The 17988-nt window shown below is 63.6% G+C and carries 17 protein-coding genes and 1 pseudogene; 15 read left to right on the top strand and 3 right to left on the bottom strand.

What is annotated here, in order from left to right; all coding sequences use genetic code 11:
- Positions 1 to 25 precede the first annotated feature (25 nt).
- The 5 genes and pseudogenes from KHO49_RS31440 to selO form a co-directional block, all read left to right on the top strand.
- Positions 26 to 895 (top strand): annotated as a pseudogene (locus KHO49_RS31440) (MCP four helix bundle domain-containing protein); the annotation flags it as partial.
- 30 nt (positions 896 to 925) lie between these two features.
- Complete coding sequence (locus KHO49_RS31435) at positions 926 to 1798, top strand: methyl-accepting chemotaxis protein (RefSeq protein ID WP_372342496.1); 873 nt, start codon at positions 926 to 928, stop codon at positions 1796 to 1798.
- A 176-nt stretch (positions 1799 to 1974) separates the two neighbouring features.
- On the top strand, positions 1975 to 3717 hold the full coding sequence (locus KHO49_RS03470) for a potassium/proton antiporter (protein ID WP_102862839.1): 1743 nt from the start codon (positions 1975 to 1977) through the stop codon (positions 3715 to 3717).
- A 67-nt stretch (positions 3718 to 3784) separates the two neighbouring features.
- On the top strand, positions 3785 to 7138 hold the full coding sequence (gene mscK / locus KHO49_RS03465) for a mechanosensitive channel MscK (protein ID WP_102882056.1): 3354 nt from the start codon (positions 3785 to 3787) through the stop codon (positions 7136 to 7138).
- 49 nt (positions 7139 to 7187) lie between these two features.
- Positions 7188 to 8651, top strand: a complete 1464-nt coding sequence (gene selO, locus KHO49_RS03460) for a protein adenylyltransferase SelO (RefSeq protein WP_110650995.1) — start codon at positions 7188 to 7190, stop codon at positions 8649 to 8651.
- A gap of 1 nt (position 8652) precedes the next feature.
- Here selO and KHO49_RS03455 read toward each other — a convergent pair whose 3' ends face one another.
- Together KHO49_RS03455 and KHO49_RS03450 are read right to left on the bottom strand one after the other, a co-directional pair.
- The gene (locus KHO49_RS03455; protein WP_102882058.1) at positions 8653 to 9054 is read right to left on the bottom strand and encodes a helix-turn-helix domain-containing protein; all 402 of its coding nucleotides are present in this window, start codon (positions 9052 to 9054) and stop codon (positions 8653 to 8655) included.
- Positions 9051 to 9347 carry a type II toxin-antitoxin system HigB family toxin gene (locus KHO49_RS03450; protein WP_213664620.1) on the bottom strand — a complete coding sequence of 99 codons (297 nt, stop codon included), beginning with the start codon at positions 9345 to 9347 and terminating at the stop codon, positions 9051 to 9053. The genes KHO49_RS03455 and KHO49_RS03450 overlap by 4 nt, the downstream gene beginning before the upstream one ends.
- Before the next feature lie 284 nt (positions 9348 to 9631).
- Here KHO49_RS03450 and KHO49_RS03445 point away from each other — a divergent pair, with 284 nt between their 5' ends.
- The 4 genes from KHO49_RS03445 to trxC all read left to right on the top strand — a co-directional run bounded on the left by KHO49_RS03445 (position 9632) and on the right by trxC (position 12583).
- Positions 9632 to 10072, top strand: coding sequence for an IgaA/UmoB family intracellular growth attenuator (locus tag KHO49_RS03445; RefSeq protein WP_110651000.1), 441 nt, complete (start codon positions 9632 to 9634; stop codon positions 10070 to 10072).
- Between the two features lie 76 nt (positions 10073 to 10148).
- A complete protein-coding gene (locus KHO49_RS03440; protein WP_102882061.1) occupies positions 10149 to 11093 on the top strand; it encodes a hypothetical protein in 945 nt (314 codons plus the stop codon).
- A gap of 26 nt (positions 11094 to 11119) precedes the next feature.
- Positions 11120 to 12070: a hypothetical protein gene (locus KHO49_RS03435; protein ID WP_249735467.1), complete on the top strand. Its 951-nt coding sequence runs from the start codon at positions 11120 to 11122 to the stop codon at positions 12068 to 12070.
- A 78-nt stretch (positions 12071 to 12148) separates the two neighbouring features.
- Positions 12149 to 12583, top strand: a complete 435-nt coding sequence (gene trxC / locus KHO49_RS03430; protein ID WP_213664618.1) for a thioredoxin TrxC — start codon at positions 12149 to 12151, stop codon at positions 12581 to 12583.
- 47 nt (positions 12584 to 12630) lie between these two features.
- On the opposite strand, the gene KHO49_RS03425 is transcribed toward trxC, so the two are convergent.
- Positions 12631 to 13401: a ParA family protein gene (locus KHO49_RS03425; protein WP_102882064.1), complete on the bottom strand. Its 771-nt coding sequence runs from the start codon at positions 13399 to 13401 to the stop codon at positions 12631 to 12633.
- A gap of 345 nt (positions 13402 to 13746) precedes the next feature.
- On the opposite strand from KHO49_RS03425, the gene KHO49_RS03420 reads away from it, so the two are divergent.
- The 6 genes from KHO49_RS03420 to KHO49_RS03395 are packed head-to-tail and all read left to right on the top strand — an operon-like array spanning position 13747 to position 17980.
- Complete coding sequence (locus KHO49_RS03420; RefSeq protein ID WP_213664617.1) at positions 13747 to 14466, top strand: beta-ketoacyl synthase chain length factor; 720 nt, start codon at positions 13747 to 13749, stop codon at positions 14464 to 14466.
- Positions 14442 to 15263, top strand: a complete 822-nt coding sequence (locus KHO49_RS03415; RefSeq protein WP_102862828.1) for a lysophospholipid acyltransferase family protein — start codon at positions 14442 to 14444, stop codon at positions 15261 to 15263. The genes KHO49_RS03420 and KHO49_RS03415 overlap by 25 nt, the downstream gene beginning before the upstream one ends.
- On the top strand, positions 15232 to 15504 hold the full coding sequence (locus KHO49_RS03410) for a phosphopantetheine-binding protein (protein ID WP_011058851.1): 273 nt from the start codon (positions 15232 to 15234) through the stop codon (positions 15502 to 15504). Before KHO49_RS03415 ends, KHO49_RS03410 begins: the two co-directional genes overlap by 32 nt.
- A 9-nt stretch (positions 15505 to 15513) precedes the next feature.
- Positions 15514 to 15768: an acyl carrier protein gene (locus KHO49_RS03405; protein ID WP_016962653.1), complete on the top strand. Its 255-nt coding sequence runs from the start codon at positions 15514 to 15516 to the stop codon at positions 15766 to 15768.
- Positions 15765 to 16310: a COG4648 family protein gene (locus KHO49_RS03400; RefSeq protein WP_213664616.1), complete on the top strand. Its 546-nt coding sequence runs from the start codon at positions 15765 to 15767 to the stop codon at positions 16308 to 16310. Before KHO49_RS03405 ends, KHO49_RS03400 begins: the two co-directional genes overlap by 4 nt.
- Entirely contained in the window at positions 16307 to 17980 is a 1674-nt protein-coding gene (locus KHO49_RS03395; RefSeq protein WP_213664615.1) for an ApeI family dehydratase, read from the top strand. Before KHO49_RS03400 ends, KHO49_RS03395 begins: the two co-directional genes overlap by 4 nt.
- Positions 17981 to 17988 lie beyond the last annotated feature (8 nt).

Genomic DNA, 17988 nt, shown 5'->3' with positions numbered 1-17988 from the left:
GGGCTCTATTACGGGCCTGGGGCCGATGCAGTCGGCCGTTGACACTCCCGGCCCGGTGCGTAGCCAAAAGGCTAAATCCACGGCGCGACTCAAGACTTTAGTCGTACGACCGATAAGTCACGGTAGATCAGTCTCAAGCCCCCGCACGGATGCGCCCTTTTTGGTACTCACCATGTCCCTACGCAATATGAATATCGCTCCGCGGGCCTTCCTCGGCTTTGCCATGATCGGCGGCTTGATGCTGATCCTGGGGGTGTTCGCCCTGAACCAGATGAGCAAGATCCGCGGCGCCGCCGAGGACATCACCCTGAGCAGCGTGCCGAGCATCAAGAGCCTCGACGAGTTCACCCAGCTGACCCTGCGTCTGCGGGTGCTGTCCTATCGTTTACTGGTCAACCGTGAACCCGATGTCCAGCAAAAGACCATCGAACTGCTGGACATGCGCAACCAGCAGATCCGCGCCGCCCAGGTCACCTACGAGAAGTTCATCAGCAGCCCCGAGGAAAAGACCGCCTACGAGCAGTACGTCCAGTTGCTGACACAGTACCGGCAGATCGAAGAGCGGATGAGGTCCCTGTCCCGCGGCAATCAGGTGGAAGAGCTGCGCAACCTGCTCAACACCGACCTGCTGAACAACTCGGAAGCCATGAACACCGTGCTCAACCGCCTGATGGAGATCAACACCCAGCAGACCCTCGACACCAACCAGCAGGCCGCCGAACAGTACTCCTCGGCCTTCAACCTGGTGGTGGCCCTGCTGGTGCTGGCCACCGGCCTGACCCTGCTGTTTGCCTGGCTGCTGACCCGCAGCATCACCGTACCGATCGCCAACGCCCTGAGCGCCGCCGAAGAAATCGCCGAAGGCAACCTGACCCGGCCGATCCAGGTCGACGGCAATGACGAAGCCGGACGCCTGCTGCGCGCCATGGCCAAGATGCAGGAAAAACTGCGAGACACCCTGCAGCGCATTTCCGGCTCCGCCACCCAACTGGCGTCGGCAGCCGAAGAGCTCAATTGCGTCACCGAGGAAAGTGCCCGTGGCCTGACCCAGCAGAACAACGAAATCGAGCAAGCCGCCACCGCAGTCAATGAAATGACCAGCGCCGTGGAAGAAGTGGCACGCAACGCCGTGAGCACCTCGGAAGCCTCGAAGAACGCCACCGCCTCCGCCGGCGACGGTCGCGATCTGGTGCAGGAAACCGTGTCCGCCATCGAGCGCATGAGTTCCGACGTGCAAGGCACCGCCAGCCTGATCGGCGACCTGGCCAACGAGTCGCGGGACATCGGCAAGGTACTGGACGTGATTCGCGGCCTGGCCGACCAGACCAACCTGCTGGCCCTCAACGCCGCCATCGAAGCCGCCCGTGCCGGCGAGGCCGGTCGTGGCTTTGCCGTGGTCGCCGACGAAGTGCGGGCCCTGGCGCACCGTACCCAGCAGTCCACCAGCGAAATCGAACGCATGATCGGCAGCATCCAGAGCGGCACCGAGCACGCGGTGGACTCCATGCGCAACAGCACCGAGCGCGCCGAGTCGACCCTGAACATCGCCCGCGGCGCCGGCCTGTCGCTGGACACCATCAACAGCGCGATCATCGAGATCAACGAACGCAACCTGGTGATCGCCAGCGCCGCCGAAGAACAGGCCCAAGTGGCCCGGGAAGTGGACCGCAACCTGGTGAACATCCGCGACTTGTCGGTGCAGTCGGCCACCGGCGCCAACCAGACCAGTGCAGCCAGCAACGAGCTGTCGCGACTGGCCGTGGACCTCAACAGCATGGTCGCGCGCTTCAGCCTCTGAAGCCGCTCGCCAGCCCCGCAACATGCCGGTAAATCGGCGCCGGAATTCACGCCAAAAAAATCCGCCACTGTCATCAAAAGCTTTTTGACAGTGGCGCATTTCAACAGGTTAGAATCGCTGGCACGCAGACTGCATGGTCAGTTTGCGCCCGCCTTTTTCGCTCTGGAGTACTGCCTTTGAATGCGACGACCATCAACAGCCTGTTCTTGATCGGCGCGTTGCTGGTAGGTGCGAGCATTCTGGTGAGCTCACTTTCATCCCGTCTCGGCATCCCGATCCTGGTGATCATCCTCGCCGTGGGCATGAGCGCCGGAGTCGACGGCGGCGGCATCATCTTCAACAACTACCCGACCGCCTACCTGGTGGGCAACCTGGCCCTGGCCGTGATCCTGCTGGACGGCGGCCTGCGCACCCGGGTCGCGAGTTTCCGCGTGGCCCTGTGGCCGGCGCTGTCCCTGGCCACGGTGGGGGTGTTGATCACCACTGGGCTGACCGGCATGGCTGCCGCCTGGCTGTTCGACCTGAACCTGATCCAGGGGCTGCTGATCGGTGCCATCGTCGGCTCCACCGACGCCGCGGCGGTGTTCTCCCTGCTGGGGGGCAAGGGCCTCAACGAGCGGGTCACCGCCACCCTGGAGATTGAGTCCGGCAGTAACGACCCGATGGCGGTGTTTCTCACCGTGACCCTGATCGACATGCTCGCCAAGGGCCACACCGGCTTGCACTGGAGCCTGCTGGGGGACCTGATCCGCGAATTCGGTATCGGCGCGTTAATCGGCCTGGGGGGCGGCTGGCTGATGCTGCAACTGGTCAATCGCATTCATCTGGCCAACGGCCTGTACCCGATCCTGGTGGTGGCCGGCGGTCTGGTGGTGTTCGCCCTGACCAACGCCCTGCACGGTAGCGGTTTCCTCGCCGTGTACCTGTGCGGCCTGGTGATCGGCAACCGCCCGGTGCGCAGCCGCCACGGCATCCTGCACATGCTCGACGGCATGGCCTGGCTGGCACAGATCGGCATGTTCCTGGTGCTGGGGCTGCTGGTCACGCCCCACGACCTGCTGCCCATCGCCCTGCCGGCCCTGGGCCTGGCGCTGTGGATGATCCTGTTCGCCCGGCCGCTGTCGGTGCTGGTGGGCCTGGCGCCGTTCAAGGCCTTCCACGGCCGGGAAAAGGCCTTTATCTCCTGGGTCGGCCTGCGCGGCGCGGTGCCGATCATTCTCGCGGTGTTCCCGTTGATGGCCGGGCTGCCCAACGCCCAGCTGTACTTCAACCTGGCGTTCTTTATCGTGCTGATCTCGCTGCTGGTCCAGGGCACCAGCCTGCCGTGGGTGGCCAAGTGGCTCAAGGTCACGGTGCCGCCGGAGCCGGCACCGATTTCCCGGGCGGCCCTGGAGGTTCACGTCACCAGCGAGTGGGAACTGTTCGTCTACCGCCTGGGGGCGGAAAAATGGTGCATCGGCGCCGCCCTGCGGGAGCTGAAAATGCCCGAAGGCACACGGATCGCGGCCCTGTTTCGCGGCCAGCAACTGCTCCATCCGTCGGGTAGTACCGTGCTTGAGGCCGATGACCTGCTGTGCGTGATCGGCCATGAACACAACCTTCCAGCCCTGGGCAAACTCTTCAGCCAGGCTCCGGAGCGCGGGCTGGACCTGCGCTTCTTCGGCGACTTCGTTCTTGAAGGCGACGCCCAGCTGGGCGCGGTGTCGGCGCTCTACGGGCTCAAGCTCGACGGCCAGGACGCGGACATGCCCCTGGGCGCGTTCATCGCCCAGAAGGTCGGCGGTGCACCGGTGGTCGGCGACCAGGTGGAGTGGAACAACACCATCTGGACCGTGGCGGTGATGGACGGGAACAAGATCGGCAAAGTGGGCGTCAGATTCCCCGAAGGAAGTCGCCCCGGCCCCGGCCTCTTCCTCTAAACTGCGGAGCGCGTCAGACCTGGTCGCGACGCGTCTCCCCCCATTCCTATTTGCTTGACCGACTTCTATGCCTAACTTGCGTAAATTTTTCGCTGTTGCCCTGCTGGGTCTGAGTCTCTCTGTCGGCGCCGCACAGGGCGGCGATCCGCCCAGTGCCGAGTCGGTCCAGCAAAGCCTGGACAAGATCGCCGAACGCAAATTGCCGGAAGCCGATCAGAAGGCCCTGCAGACCCTGCTGCAAAACACCCTGAATCACCTGAACAACAAGCAGGACTACGAGCGACGCCTCAACGACCTGCGCCAGCAATTGAGCAACGCGCCGCGCCAGACCACGGAAAACCAGCGCGAGCTGGCACGCCTGAAGGCCAGTAAAGTCGCACCGGTGGCCCAGCGCTATGGCTCGCTGGCGGTGTCGCAACTGGAGCAACTGCTGAGCGAACGCACCACCTTGCAAGGCGAGCTGCAAAAGGCCCTGGCCGACGCCAACACCCTGACCATCACCGCCCAGACCCGTCCCGAACGGGCCCAGGCGGAAATCAGCAACAGCCAGACCCGCATCCTGCAGATCAACGCCGCACTCAAGTCCGGCAAGGACGGCGGCAAGCTGCTCGGCGCCGATCAACGCAATCTGCTGAATGCCGAACTGGCGGCGATCAACGCCCTGATTCCCCTGCGCCGCCAGGAACTGGCGGGCAACAGCCAGTTGCAGGACCTGGGCAGCAGCCAGCATGACCTGCTGATGGAAAAGACCGCGCGCCTGGAGCAGGAAATCCAGGACCTGCAAACCCTGATCAACCAGAAGCGCCTGGCCCAGTCCCAGGAAACCGTGACCCAGCAGTCCATCGAGGCGCAGAAGGCCGGCAGCAGCAGCCTGCTGACCACCGAAAGCGCCACCAACCTCAAGCTCTCCGACTACCTGCTCAAGAGCACCGACCGCCTCAACGAACTGACCCAGCAGAACCTGCAGACCCGACAGCAACTGGACAGCGTGACCCAAAGCGACGCGGCCCTGGACGAGCAGATCAACGTGCTCAAGGGCAGCCTGCTGCTGTCGAAGATTCTCTACAAGCAGAAACAGGCCTTGCCACGCCTGAAGCTGGATCGCGACCTGGCGGACGAAATCGCCGATATCCGCCTTTATCAATTCGAGGTCAACCAGCAGCGCGAATTGCTGGGTAGCCCCAGCACCTACGTCGACAACCTGCTCAAGAGCCAGCCGCCGGAGCAGGTCACGCCGCAACTGCGCCGGACCCTGATCGAGCTGGCCATGACCCGCGTCGATCTGCTGGAGCGCCTGAACCGCGAGCTCAGCGCCCTGCTCAATGAATCCATCACCCTGCAACTGAACCAGAAACAACTGTTGAGCACGTCCCAGAGCCTGCGGGCGACCCTCGACGAGCAGATGTTCTGGATTCCCAGCAACAAGCCTCTGGACGCCGAGTGGCTACAGGACGTCCCTCAGCGCCTGGAGAAACAGATCACCACCCTGCCCTGGGCCTCCAGCCTCAGTGAGCTGACCGACGGTCTGGCGCAGCGGCCGCTGCTGTTCCTGCCCCTGGCGCTGCTGATCGGCGCCCTGCTGTGGCGGCGCAAGAACCTCTATGCGCGCCTGAACAAGGTGCACAAGGATATCGGCCACTTCAAACGCGACAGCCAGTGGCACACGCCCCTGGCGATCCTGGTGAACATTCTTCTGGCGATGCCGGTCACCCTGGCCCTGGCGCTGTGCGGCTATGCCCTGCAGATCGATGCCCGGGGGCAGAACGCCAACCTCGGTGCGGCGCTGCTGCAGATCGCCCAAGCCTGGCTGGTGTTCTACACCGCCTATCGGATACTCGCCCCCGGCGGCGTGGCCGAACTGCATTTCCGCTGGGAAAAACCCCAGGTGGAATTCCTCCAGGGCTGGGTCCGGCGCCTGGGGCTGGTGGTCCTGGCGCTGGTGGCCGTGGTGGCGGTGGCCGAGCACCAGCCCGCGGCCCTGGCCGATGACGTGCTCGGCATCGCCGTGGTACTGACCTGCTACGGGCTGATGGCCTGGCTGCTGAGCCGCCTGTTGCTGAGCAGCCCGGCCCACGAGAATGCCTCGCTGTTCCGCAAGGCGTTGGGCCTGCTATTCACCCTGCTGCCAATCGCCTTGTTCATCGCCGTGTGCTTCGGCTACTACTACACCGCGCTGAAGCTCAGCGACCGCCTGATCAACACCCTGTACCTGCTGATGTTCTGGCTGGTGATCGAGGCTACCTTCGTCCGCGGACTCGGTGTTGCAGCACGGCGCCTGGCCTACCAGCGGGCCCTGAGCAAACGCCAGGCAGCCAAGGAAGCCGGGGAAAGCGGCGACGCGGTGGTCGAAGAGCCGACCATGGACATCGAGAAGGTCAACGAACAGTCCCTGCGCCTGATCCGCCTGGCCCTGCTGGGCGGCTTCATCGCCGCGCTGTACTGGGTCTGGTCGGACCTGATCACGGTGTTCTCCTACCTGGACAACATCACCCTCTACGAATACACCAGCGGCACCGGCGCCAACATGAGCATGGTGCCCATCAGCATCGGCGACGTGATCGGTGCGCTGATCATTGTCGGCATCACCTTAGCCCTGGCGCGCAACCTGCCAGGCCTCTTGGAAGTGCTGGTGCTGTCCAAGCTGAATCTGGCCCAGGGCAGCGCCTACGCCACCACCACCCTGCTGTCCTACGCCATTGCCGGAATAGGTTTCGTCTCGACCCTGGCCACCCTCGGCGTCAGTTGGGACAAGCTGCAGTGGCTGGTGGCGGCCTTGTCGGTGGGTTTGGGTTTCGGCATGCAGGCGATCTTCGCCAACTTCATCTCCGGCATCATCATCCTGTTCGAGCGGCCGGTGCGCATCGGCGACACCATCACCATCGGCAACCTGTCGGGCACGGTGAGCAAGATCCGCATCCGTGCCACCACCATCACCGACTTCGACCGCAAGGACATCATCGTCCCCAACCAGACCTTCATCACCGGGCAACTGATCAACTGGTCGCTGACCGACACCGTGACCCGGGTGACCCTCAAGCTCGGCGTCGACTACGGCTCGGACCTGGACCTGGTCAAGGAGCTGCTGCTCAAGGCCGCCCGGGACAACCCGCGGGTGCTCAAGGAACCGGAGCCTCAGGTGTACTTCCTCAACTTCGGTGAAAGCACCCTGGACCACGAACTGCGCATGCACGTGCGCGAGCTGGGGGACCGCAACCCGGTGGTGGACGAGGTCAACCGCTTCATCAACCGCGAGTTCAAGAAGCAGCACATCAACATCTCGTTCCGGCAGATGGAGGTCTACCTGAAAAACCTCCACGGCCAGGAATACAAGATGGTGCCCATCGAGCCGGAGGCCAAGACCATCGTCCCGATGCCCGGGGGCAAGCCGCTGCAGGAACCACCGCCGAGCAAACTCGACTAAGGCCCCTATCCCTAGCAGAATGCTCGGACATTCTGCTGGGAGATGGCCGTTGAAAGCCCTCGACGAACTGACCTTCGACAACCGCTTCGCCCGCCTGGGCGACGCCTTCTCGACCCACGTACTGCCCGAACCCCTCGACAACCCCAGGCTGGTGGCCGCCAGCCCGGCGGCCATGGCGCTGCTGGACCTGGACCCGGCCGTGGCCGAAAGCCCGGTGTTCGCCGAACTGTTCGGCGGGCACAAGCTGTGGGCCGAGGCCGAACCCCGGGCAATGGTCTATTCCGGGCATCAGTTCGGTTCCTACAACCCGCAACTGGGGGACGGTCGCGGGCTGTTGCTGGGCGAGGTCTACAACCAGGCGGGAGAACACTGGGACCTGCACCTGAAGGGCGCCGGGCAGACGCCGTATTCGCGCATGGGCGATGGTCGTGCCGTATTGCGCTCGTCGATCCGTGAATTCCTCGCCTCCGAGGCCCTGCATGCCCTGGGCATCCCCAGCAGCCGCGCCCTGTGCGTGATCGGCTCGGACACCCCGGTATGGCGCGAGAAACAGGAACGCGGGGCGATGGTCCTGCGCCTGGCGCAGAGCCATATCCGCTTCGGGCATTTCGAATATTTCTACTACACGAAGAAACCCGAGCTGCATAAACAGCTGGGGGAGCATGTGCTGGCCCTGCATTTCCCCGAGTGCCTGGAGCAGCCTGAACCCTATCTGGCGATGTTCCGCGAGATCGTCGAACGCAACGCCGAACTGATCGCCAAATGGCAGGCCTACGGTTTCTGCCACGGGGTGATGAACACCGACAACATGTCGATCCTGGGCATCACCTTCGACTTCGGCCCGTTCGCCTTTCTCGATGATTTCGACGCCCACTTCATCTGCAACCACTCCGATGACCAGGGCCGCTACTCCTTCAGCAACCAGGTGCCCGTCGGCCAGTGGAACCTCAGCGCCCTGGCCCAGGCCCTGACGCCATTCATCAGCGTCGAGGCGCTGCGTGAAGCCCTGGGCCTGTTCCTGCCGTTGTACCAGGCCCATTACCTGGACCTGATGCGTCGGCGCCTGGGCTTCACCCAGGCCGAGGACGACGACCAGAAGCTGGTGGAACGCCTGCTGCAACTGATGCAGAACAGCGGCGTCGACTACAGCCTGTTCTTCCGCCGCCTGGGGGAGCAAGCGCCGGACCAGGCGCTGGCCCGGCTGCGGGACGATTTCGTCGACCGCAACGGCTTCGATGCCTGGGCCGAGCAATATCGGCAACGGGTCGCCCGCGATCCGCTCCAGGGCCAGGACCTGCGCCGGGAGCGCATGCACGCGGTCAACCCGCTGTACATCCTGCGCAACTATCTGGCGCAGAAGGCCATCGACGCCGCCGAGTCAGGCGATTACTCAGAAGTGCGTCGCCTGCATCAGGTGCTGAGCCGGCCTTTTGAGGAGCAAGAGGGCATGCAAGGCTATGCCGAACGTCCGCCAGAGTGGGGCAAGCACCTGGAAATCAGCTGCTCGTCCTGACTCAGGCGAAGGTCTCCATCGACACCTTGAAGCGCTCGGCCAGCCAGCGGATCTGCCGCAGGTTGAGCTGGCGCTTGCCGCTGAGCACTTCCGACACCACCGACTGCGCGCCCACCCCGGGCAGGTCGCTTTGAGTCAGGCCATGTTCACGCATCAACGAACGTAGAACCTCCACTGCGCTGACCGCCGGCATCGGATGGTGCTCTTCGTCGTAGGCCTCGATCCAGTCACCAATGATGTCCACCAGCGAAGCCAGTGGGTGCGATTCGTCTTCGCCCATGATGTCCAACAGCTCATCGAGTGCCAGGGCCAGCGCGTCGTAATCGGCCTCGCTCTTGGGCTTGCGCAATATGGGCGCAACGAACTGCCAGTGCTCCGCCGCTTGCTTAACCTGAAGACTCATTGTGATTCCTCCTTCCACAGCCCCTTGTCGTATTCGCCGTGATCCAGCACATGCCTGATATAGAGGCGCTGCCCCCCATAGCGCACGATTGCGATCAGCCTCAGTTTGTTGCCGCCAATGTCGAAAACATGAAAGCGCCCGACCTTGTCTAGCGCCGGGAACAAGGCCTTCATGTCGGCGAAATCAGCCGGCCTGGCGCCTTTGGCCTTGCGGTACCAGGTATCCAGCGCCCGCGCGACTTGCGGCCATTGCTCCTTGGCCTGCCGGATACGTTTTGCGGTGATGATGTGCATGCAATGTCCCTATCGCATAATGCTATTAACGTTAGATGCGAGCATTAGATATCTCAAGATGCTATATCCGCGGCCAGACCAGCGGTGCTCGCGTGCTTCAAGCCTAGACAGCCAACGAACGGGCTTGCCGAGCAGTGTGTGAGCGATTGCGACGGACTCATGAGCTTCGATCAACGCCTCAGCCGTCGTGCACAAAAGCGCCAAACACAAGATTGCGCATGGACCCGTCGACAGCGGATACGGATAATGCGCAACCCTGATTTTCAGTACCTGCAAGGATGCGCATGAACCTGTTCCTCACCCTGGTCGCCGGAGTCTTCACCGTCATTGGCCTGGTGTCGGCGATCATCTACCTGAGCCGCCGCGCCAAGTACCGCATGAACCTGCAGGACCTGCGCCTGCACGGCAAACCGCACCGCACCATCACCCAGGTAGAACTGGACGAACTGGCCAAGCAGACCGCCAGCCTGCAGCGAATCCAGGGCCGCGGCGGCATGTCTTACCAGCCGGTCAGCGACAACGTCTACCTGATTGGCGGCGGCGCCGGGAGCGACAGCATCGAGCTGCAGTCCCAGACGCTGAAGCACATGTCGATCGGAGGCATCCCCGTGGAATTCCCCTACCCGATGGAAAATTTCCTGACCACCAAGAACCAGGCCGAAGTGGTGATCGCCAAGAAGTTCGCCGTGGTCATCGCCCTCAACGGGCATCGCCTGGCCCAGTGACACACTGAAAGCCTGGCTGCCACTTTCACCGCTCGCCCATGCCACTACCCCCGTCGATGCCCTGCAAGAGTCCACCATGAAAACTCGCTACCTGCTGCTGTTACCCCTGCTGCTCTGGCTGACCGGGTGCAAGGAAGACTTCGCCACCCTGCACTTCCAGGACTCGGTGCGTTCCGATCCCAAGGCCGGCCCGCAATTCTCCGACCAGTTGGTGCACGAGGCGTACAAGCAGAGTATTTACACGGCGCTCAGCGCCCAGGGCCTGGACCCGGATGCCATCGCCCTGGAGCGCGACAAGGAGGATGACAAAGTGATCCACCTGCGCCTGGTGGACTACTCCCTGAGCCCGGAACAACGGGGCCGCCTCAAGGCCGTCTTCGAGCAGGTTACCGACGCGCGCAAGGCCAGTTCGATGAACCTGCACCTGGAACTGGACAACGCTCGGGCCAGCGTCAATCCGTCCGGCCCCAGCGGCCTGCCAGACAGCATCGACGCCACCCTCAAGTTCGACCCGGCGTTCGAGATGCTGCTGGACCGCAGCTACGACGACAGCCTGCGTGCCATCGTCAACCGCAGCGAAATCGAAGGCCCGGTCAGTTGCAAGATCACCGCACACCTGACAATGCCCACGCGCTTGAAACTGATCGGCTACGAAGCCCTTGAACAGGACAACAGCGAGCGCGGCCTGATCTCCTTGCTGACCCGCAGCGGCAGCATTGCCAAGGTACCGCTCAAGGTGCATTTCGATGACCCGGACCTGAACCGGCACATGCAGCAGAAAACCATCCAGGCCTGGCCTTCCAGCTCGAAAAGCACTCAGCCCGCGCCGGTGCCCCTTGACGAATTCGCCATCGTCATCGGCTCCATCGGTGTCCAGACCCTGACCTCAGCCCTGCCCTTCGACACCCGAAAGGACGAGCTGCAAGCGCTGTGCGAGCAAAAGATGCAGACCCTGGGTCGGCCATTCACCTTTCAAATAGGCCGGACCCTGGATCGCTTGACCCGCGTCGACTACCGCTAAGCGCCATGGCGCAACAAGGACCTCCATTGAACCGACGCCTCTACACGGCAGCCCTGCTGCTGATGCTGCTGACCGGCTGCAAGCAGACCTACCTCACCCTGCACTTCCAGGACACCGTGGGTAACCCCAAGCAGGCCCAGATCGTGCCGTACTTCGCCGAGACCATCACTCAGATGGCCGCCGGGATCGGCATCGAGCCTGACCACATCGGCCTGGAGATGGACCGCAAGGACGACAAGACCCTGCATATCAGCCTGGACAGCGCCGTGCCCGAAACCCAGCGCCAACGCCTGCGGGAGCTGTTCAGCGAGATTGTCGAGGCGCGCGCAGCCGGCACCTTCGAAGCCGTTCTGGAGATCGCCCCGGAAACCGGGAAATACACCAACCCCGAGTACCGCAAAAGAGCCATGGCCTTGCCGCGGCGCTTCTCGCTGGCGCTGGAGCCGGTGAAATACGCCGATGTGCTGTTTCATTACTCGATGGAGGAATTGATCAGCGGCAAGCTGTCGGCCACCGGCACGCCCAACGAGGCGTTTTGCCAATACCAGGCCACTCTCCAGGCACCGGGCATGCCGTTCAGCCAGATGGGCAGCAAGGCCGGGAGCGGACCAGGGGATTACAACGTGTATCTGGAGTGGAAAGACAACAAGCGCGAACCGGCGCAGTTCTTGTTCGGCAACATCAGGTTCGCCAACCCCACGCTCAACCAGATGCTGTTCGACAACCGCATCCAACTGTCCGCGATCAAGACCTCCTGGGGCACGCGCGAGGATCGCCGCGCCGACCGCGTCGGCTTCAGTGTCGGTTCCCTGGGCTTGCAGTACCACGAGGATGGAGAGATTTCTCCGTTGCAACACATAGGCTTCATGGGCAAGTGCGAGGGCATGGCCATGGACCTGGGCAGGCCCTTTACCTTTTACATCGGCCGCTCCATGGACCGTCTGGTCAGCGTCGAACTCGCCCCGCCCAGCACGTGAGGCCATGGCGGCGCCAACTTGATATTCACCCCGGGCGCCGCCATTTAAGGCGCTCTACCCTGTTTGCGGAGCCCAACCATGTCCGAGCCACTGCTGATCCCCTGCCCTCACTGCAACGGCCTCAACCGCATTCCCGCCGATCGCCTGGGCGATCAGCCCAAGTGCGGGCGCTGCAAGGCCGAGGTGTTGCTGAGCAAACCCTTTGACTTGCAACAGGGCGACTACGCCAGCCAGATCAAGGGCGACCTGCCGTTGCTGGTGGATGTGTGGGCAGACTGGTGCGGGCCGTGCAAATCCTTTGCGCCGATCTTCCAGCAGGCCGCCGCGCAGCTCAGTGGCAAGTGCCGGCTGGCCAAGCTGGACAGTGAAGCCAACCCGCAGCTCTCGGGGCAATTGGGCATTCGCTCGATTCCCAGCCTGATCCTGTTCAAGAACGGCCGGGAAGTGGCCCGCCAGAGCGGCGCCCTGCCCTTGCCGCAACTCTTGGGCTGGTTGCGCAGCCAGGGCATCTGAACACGCCCTGACAGGAGACTTGCACTCCTGCCACCGCGGCGCCGAGTTCAGGCGTTTTCCAGCAGGTTGTGCAGGTCAACGAATTGCTGGGTCAGCTTGTGTCGCGGATCGAGATAGATCAGCGGCAGGCTGGCCTGGTGGGATTCACGCATGCGCACCGAGCTGGCCAGGTACACCGGCAGCACCGGCAACCCCTCGCTGATCAGTTCGTCGAGCATCTGTTGCGGCAGGCTGGCCCGAGCCTGGAACTGATTGACCACGATCCCCTCGACTTGCAGGTCCTCGTTGTGGTCTTCCTTCAACTCTTCGATCTCCGCCAGCAGGCCGTACAGCGCCTGACGGGAGAAGCTGTCGCAGTCGAAAGGAATTAATACCCGATCAGCGGCGATCAACGCCGAAACCGCATAGAAATTCAGGGCCGGCGGGGTGTCGAGATAGATCCGGTCATAGTCCTCGGCCAATTCGTCCAGCAACTTACGCAGCTTGTTGATCTTGTGCTTGGCCTCAAGCTTGGGCTGCAGATCCGCCAACTCGGCGGTGGCGGTCACCACATGCAGGTTGTCGAACGGCGTCTCGTAGATATCCACCTGGTTCTTTTTCGAGAAGGGCCCGGAAGACAGGGTCTGCTTGAAGAAATCGGCAATGCCCATGGGAATGTCATCGCCGGTCAGGCCGGTGAGGTACTGGGTCGAGTTGGCCTGGGCATCCAGATCCACCAGCAAGGTGCGATACCCCTCGCTGGCGCTGACCGCCGCCAGATTGCAGGCAATACTGGACTTGCCCACGCCACCTTTCTGATTGAACACCACTCGCCGCATGTCTAAACCTCCGTGTATCAAAGATCACCGAGTGTAGTAGTCCTCCGCGCCCGTTAGCTACCTCGGCAACACAAGAGTTTCCCAACCTCCGCCCCCCCTGGAACAGGCGATGCAAAGCCTCGGCGGCGAGGGATCGGGGCGCAAAGGAAACTCGATAGTGGCAAATAGACACCCATGATCGTGGCAGATTCGACGCTTTTGCGACCAACAGCCCAAGCAGCATTTGCTACAAGCCAGTCGCACCGGGATAATGCGCGCCACTGACGCCTTCGCGTCATCCAGGTCAATCGCCAATCGAAGCGATACACCGCGTCAAGGAAGCCCGCAGGGGCGGGATGAAATCAAGTGATCAAGTTCAACATCGCTCAATGGCGTGCATGGGCCCCTGGGCTCGAAAGCGTGGACGCCTGGCAGGCCTGGAGCCGTCAGCCGAGCCTGCCTGAGAGCAGCGATGCCGCTCCCGATGTGTCTTTTCTGCCTGCCATGCAGCGCCGCCGTCTCAGTCGCCTGGCGCGCATGGCTTTCAGCGTTGGCTGGCCCCTGGCCGAAGGCCTGGAGCAATTGCCGCTGGTGTTCATTTCCCGGCACGGCGAAACCCCGCGAACCTTCGAGATCCTCAGCGACCTGGCCGCCGAGCAGCCGCTATCGCCCACCCAGTTCAGCCTCTCGGTGCACAACGCGGTGATCGGCCTGTGGTCGATCATGCGCGGCGAAACCAGTGAAATGACCGCCCTGGCCGCCGCCGGCGACGGCCTGGAACACGGCCTGCTGGAAGCCACCACCCTGCTGGCGGACGGCGCTCCCCATGTACTGCTGGTGATCACCGAGGAACAGCCGCCCGAGGCCTACGCCAGCTGGATCGACGACGTGCCATTTCCCTATGCCCTGGGTCTGTTGCTGACCCCAGGCGACGACTGGCAACTGTCCCTGGACAGCCACGACGGTCAAATCCCCAAGACCCAGTGGCCCCATGCCCTGAACCTGCTGCGAACCCTGCTCGGCTCGCAGACCTTTTGCCAACATGCCTGGATGAATCGTGTATGGACCTGGCAACGCAACCACTGAGCGCCAAGGGCCGCAATGCCTACTACTGGCGCCTGCTGGCCACCGGTCTGAGCTTTGCACTGTTCGGAATAGGTGGTTTGTGCCTGCGCCTGGTGATTTTCCCGCTCCTGGCCTGCCTGCCCGGCGACGCCGCGAGCCATAGCCGGCGCGCACGCCGGACCGTCAGTCGGCTGTTCTGGCTGTTCATCCGCTTCATGGCCAAGAGCGGCGTGCTCACCTACGAAGTCCAGGGCGCCCACCTGCTCGGCCGTCCGGGGCAGATGATCATCGCCAATCACCCGTCGCTGATCGACGTGGTGTTCCTGATCGGTCTGGTGCGCGATGCCAACTGCGTGGTGAAGCAAAGCCTCTGGGACAACCCCTTCACCCGCAGCCCGGTGCGCGCCACCCAGTACATCAGCAACGACGGCAGCATGGACATGCTCGACAGCGCCTCCGGGGCGTTGCAAGCAGGCCAGACCCTGATCGTCTTTCCCGAAGGCACCCGTACCCAGCCGGGCGCCGCTCCCGCCTTTCATCGGGGGGCCGCGGCGATTGCCCTGCGGGGTGCGAAAATCATTACCCCGGTGGTGATCAAGGTCAGCCCCACCACCCTGACCAAGGCCGAGCCCTGGTATCGCATTCCGCAACGCCGTGTGCACTTCAGTTTTCACGTCGGTGCCGATATAGACCCACAGACCTTTGCCGCCCAAGGCCCCGCGCCTCAGGCGTCGCGCAAGCTCAATGAGCACTTGCACCACTATTTCATCAAGGAGCTCGCCAGAGATGAGCGATACACACCCGGATCTGATGCTTGAAATCAAACTGCTGATCATCGACGCCCTGGGCCTCGAAGACATCAGTGCCCAGGACATCGGCAACGATCAGACCCTGTTCGGCGAAGGCCTCGGCCTGGACTCGGTGGACGCCCTGGAACTGGGGCTGGCGATCCAGAAAAAGTACGGCATCAAGATCGATGCCGACGCCAAGGACACCCGCAACCACTTCAGTAACGTGGCGAGCCTTGCGGCGTTCGTCACTGCAAAACAGGCAGCTTGAGAACCGACCATGCAAACCCGTGACGACATCTTCAACACCCTGCGCGATGCCCTGGTCGAACTCTTCGAGCTTGAGCCCGACAGCATCAGCCTGGATTCCAACCTGTACCAGGACTTGGAAATCGACAGCATCGACGCCGTCGACCTGATCGACCACATCAAGCGTCAGACCGGCAAGAAAATCGCCGCCGAGGAATTCAAGTCGGTGCGTACCGTCAATGACGTGGTCGAGGCGGTCTACCGTCTGGTCCAGCCGGCCGCATGAGCCGGCTGATCGGCCTGGGCTTGTTGCTGGCCGGCCTGCTTTACCCCTTTGCGGTGTATTTCGGTATGGAGCACTTCGCTCCATGGCAATTCGGCCTGCTGCTGGGCGGCCTGTGGCTGGCCCGGGCGCTGACCGGCGAACGTCGTCCCGGCAGCCTGTGGATGGCAGGCGCGGCGATCGTCTTCTGCCTGCTGCTGGCGTGGTTCGACCACCCGGCGCTGCTGCGCTGGTACCCAGTGCTGATCAGCAGCTTCATGCTCGGCCTGTTCGGCCTGAGCCTGAAGTACGGCCCGCCGGTGGCGGAGCGCCTGGCGCGCCTTGGCGAGCCGGACCTGCCGGAAAAAGCCATACGTTATACCCGCCAGGTGACCATCGCCTGGAGTGTGTTTTTCCTTTGTAACGGAGTAATCGCCGCGGCCCTGACCCTCTGGGCGCCGCTGAGCTGGTGGACGTTGTACAACGGCCTGATCGCCTATGGGCTGATGGGTTTGCTGTTTGCCATTGAGTGGCTTTTACGACAACGGGTACGAGGCCGTAGATGAACTGGATTGCCCTTGAGCGGCTATTGCTCAGGACCCAAGCACCGCGGGTGGTCAGCGCCCACCCCGATATCGACCTGGAAGGCTTGCAGACCCGGGCCCTGGGCCTGGCCGCGGCCTTGCAAGCGCGCGGCGTGCGACGCCTAGCGCTGCATCTGGAAGATGCCGTCGACCTGGCCGTAGCCCTGCTGGGTGCCTGGCGCGCCGGGGTCAGTGTGTTGCTGCCCGCCGACCTGCAGGCCCAGACCCGCCAGCGCTGGGCGGCGGACGTCGACCTGTGGCTGACCGACCAGGACCCGCCCTTGCAGCCACTGCAGGCTGCGCCGCTGGAACCGGCGGAGCTGGACCTGGACGCCTGCCAACTGAGCCTGTGCACCTCAGGCTCCAGCGGCGAACCCAAGCGCATCGAGAAAAACCTGCGCCAGCTGGCCAACGAGGTCCAGGCCCTGGAGCACCTGTGGGGCGCCGACCTGGGCCCGGCCTGGATCATCGGCAGCGTCGCCACCCAGCACATCTATGGCCTGCTGTTCCGCGTGCTCTGGCCGCTGTGCGCCGGGCGTCCCTTCGTGCGCCGTCAATTGCCGTTCCCCGAAGACCTGCAACGGGCCAGCCGCGAATGCCCGGCATTCGCCTGGGTGGCCAGCCCGGCGCTGCTCAAGCGCATGGGCGACAACCTCGACTGGCCGGCCCTGAGCCCGGTGCGCCGGGTGTTCTCCTCCGGCGGCGCCTTGCCTGCCGAGGCCGCCAGCGGGCTGCAACAGCGCCTGCAGCAATGGCCGACGGAGATCCTCGGCAGTTCGGAAACCGGTGGTATCGCCTGGCGCCAAGGGCCAGAGCTGTGGCAGCCCTTTGCCGAGGTGCACCTGAGCCAGGACAGCGACGGCGCACTGCTGATTGCCTCGCCCTACCTGCCGCCCGGGCATGTCGAACACACGGCCGATGCCGCGCGCATCGCCGCCGACGGCCGTTTCGAGCTGCTGGGCCGCCTGGACCGCATCGTCAAGCTGGAAGAAAAACGCATCTCCCTGCCCATGCTCGAACAGGCCCTGGAGCAGCACGACTGGGTCGCGGAAGCGCGCCTGGGGGTGATCGAAGACAACCGCGCCTACCTTGGCGCCCTGCTGGTACTCAGTGAGTCCGGCCTGCATGCCCTGCGCAACCAGGGTCGACGCCACCTGACCCAAGCCCTGCGCCAGCACCTGGCCGGGCATTGCGAAGCCCTGGCCCTGCCCCGGCGCTGGCGCCTGCTGCGGCAAATGCCCCTGAACAACCAGGGCAAGCTGCCCCAGGCCGAGGTCCAGGCCCTGCTGTTGGCGCCGCGTCCGCAAGCGCCGGAGGTACTGGAGCAGGTGCAGCACGCCGACGAATGGCAACTGCAACTGGCAATTCCGCCAGACCTGGCCTATTTCAGCGGGCACTTCCCCCAGACTCCGGTGCTACCGGGGGTGGTGCAAGTGGACTGGGCCCTGGCTCTGGGTCAGCAGTTGCTCGATCTGCCGGGCCGCTTCGCCGGCATGGAAGTGCTGAAGTTCCAGCAACTGGTGCGCCCCGGCGACCGCATCCAGCTCAACCTGCGCTTCGACGTCCAGCGCCAGAAACTGTATTTCGCCTTCCTGAATGACGGCGCCCCCTGCTCCAGCGGGCGGATCATCCTGGAGGTCAGCTGTGGATAACTCCTCCC

Origin of the sequence: Pseudomonas sp. RC4D1, from assembly GCF_018390395.1 — a bacterium.
GTDB classification, from domain to species: domain Bacteria; phylum Pseudomonadota; class Gammaproteobacteria; order Pseudomonadales; family Pseudomonadaceae; genus Aquipseudomonas; species Aquipseudomonas danubii.
Note: the sequence above shows the minus strand (reverse complement) of the source record. Positions and strands in the feature narration are given on the sequence as shown.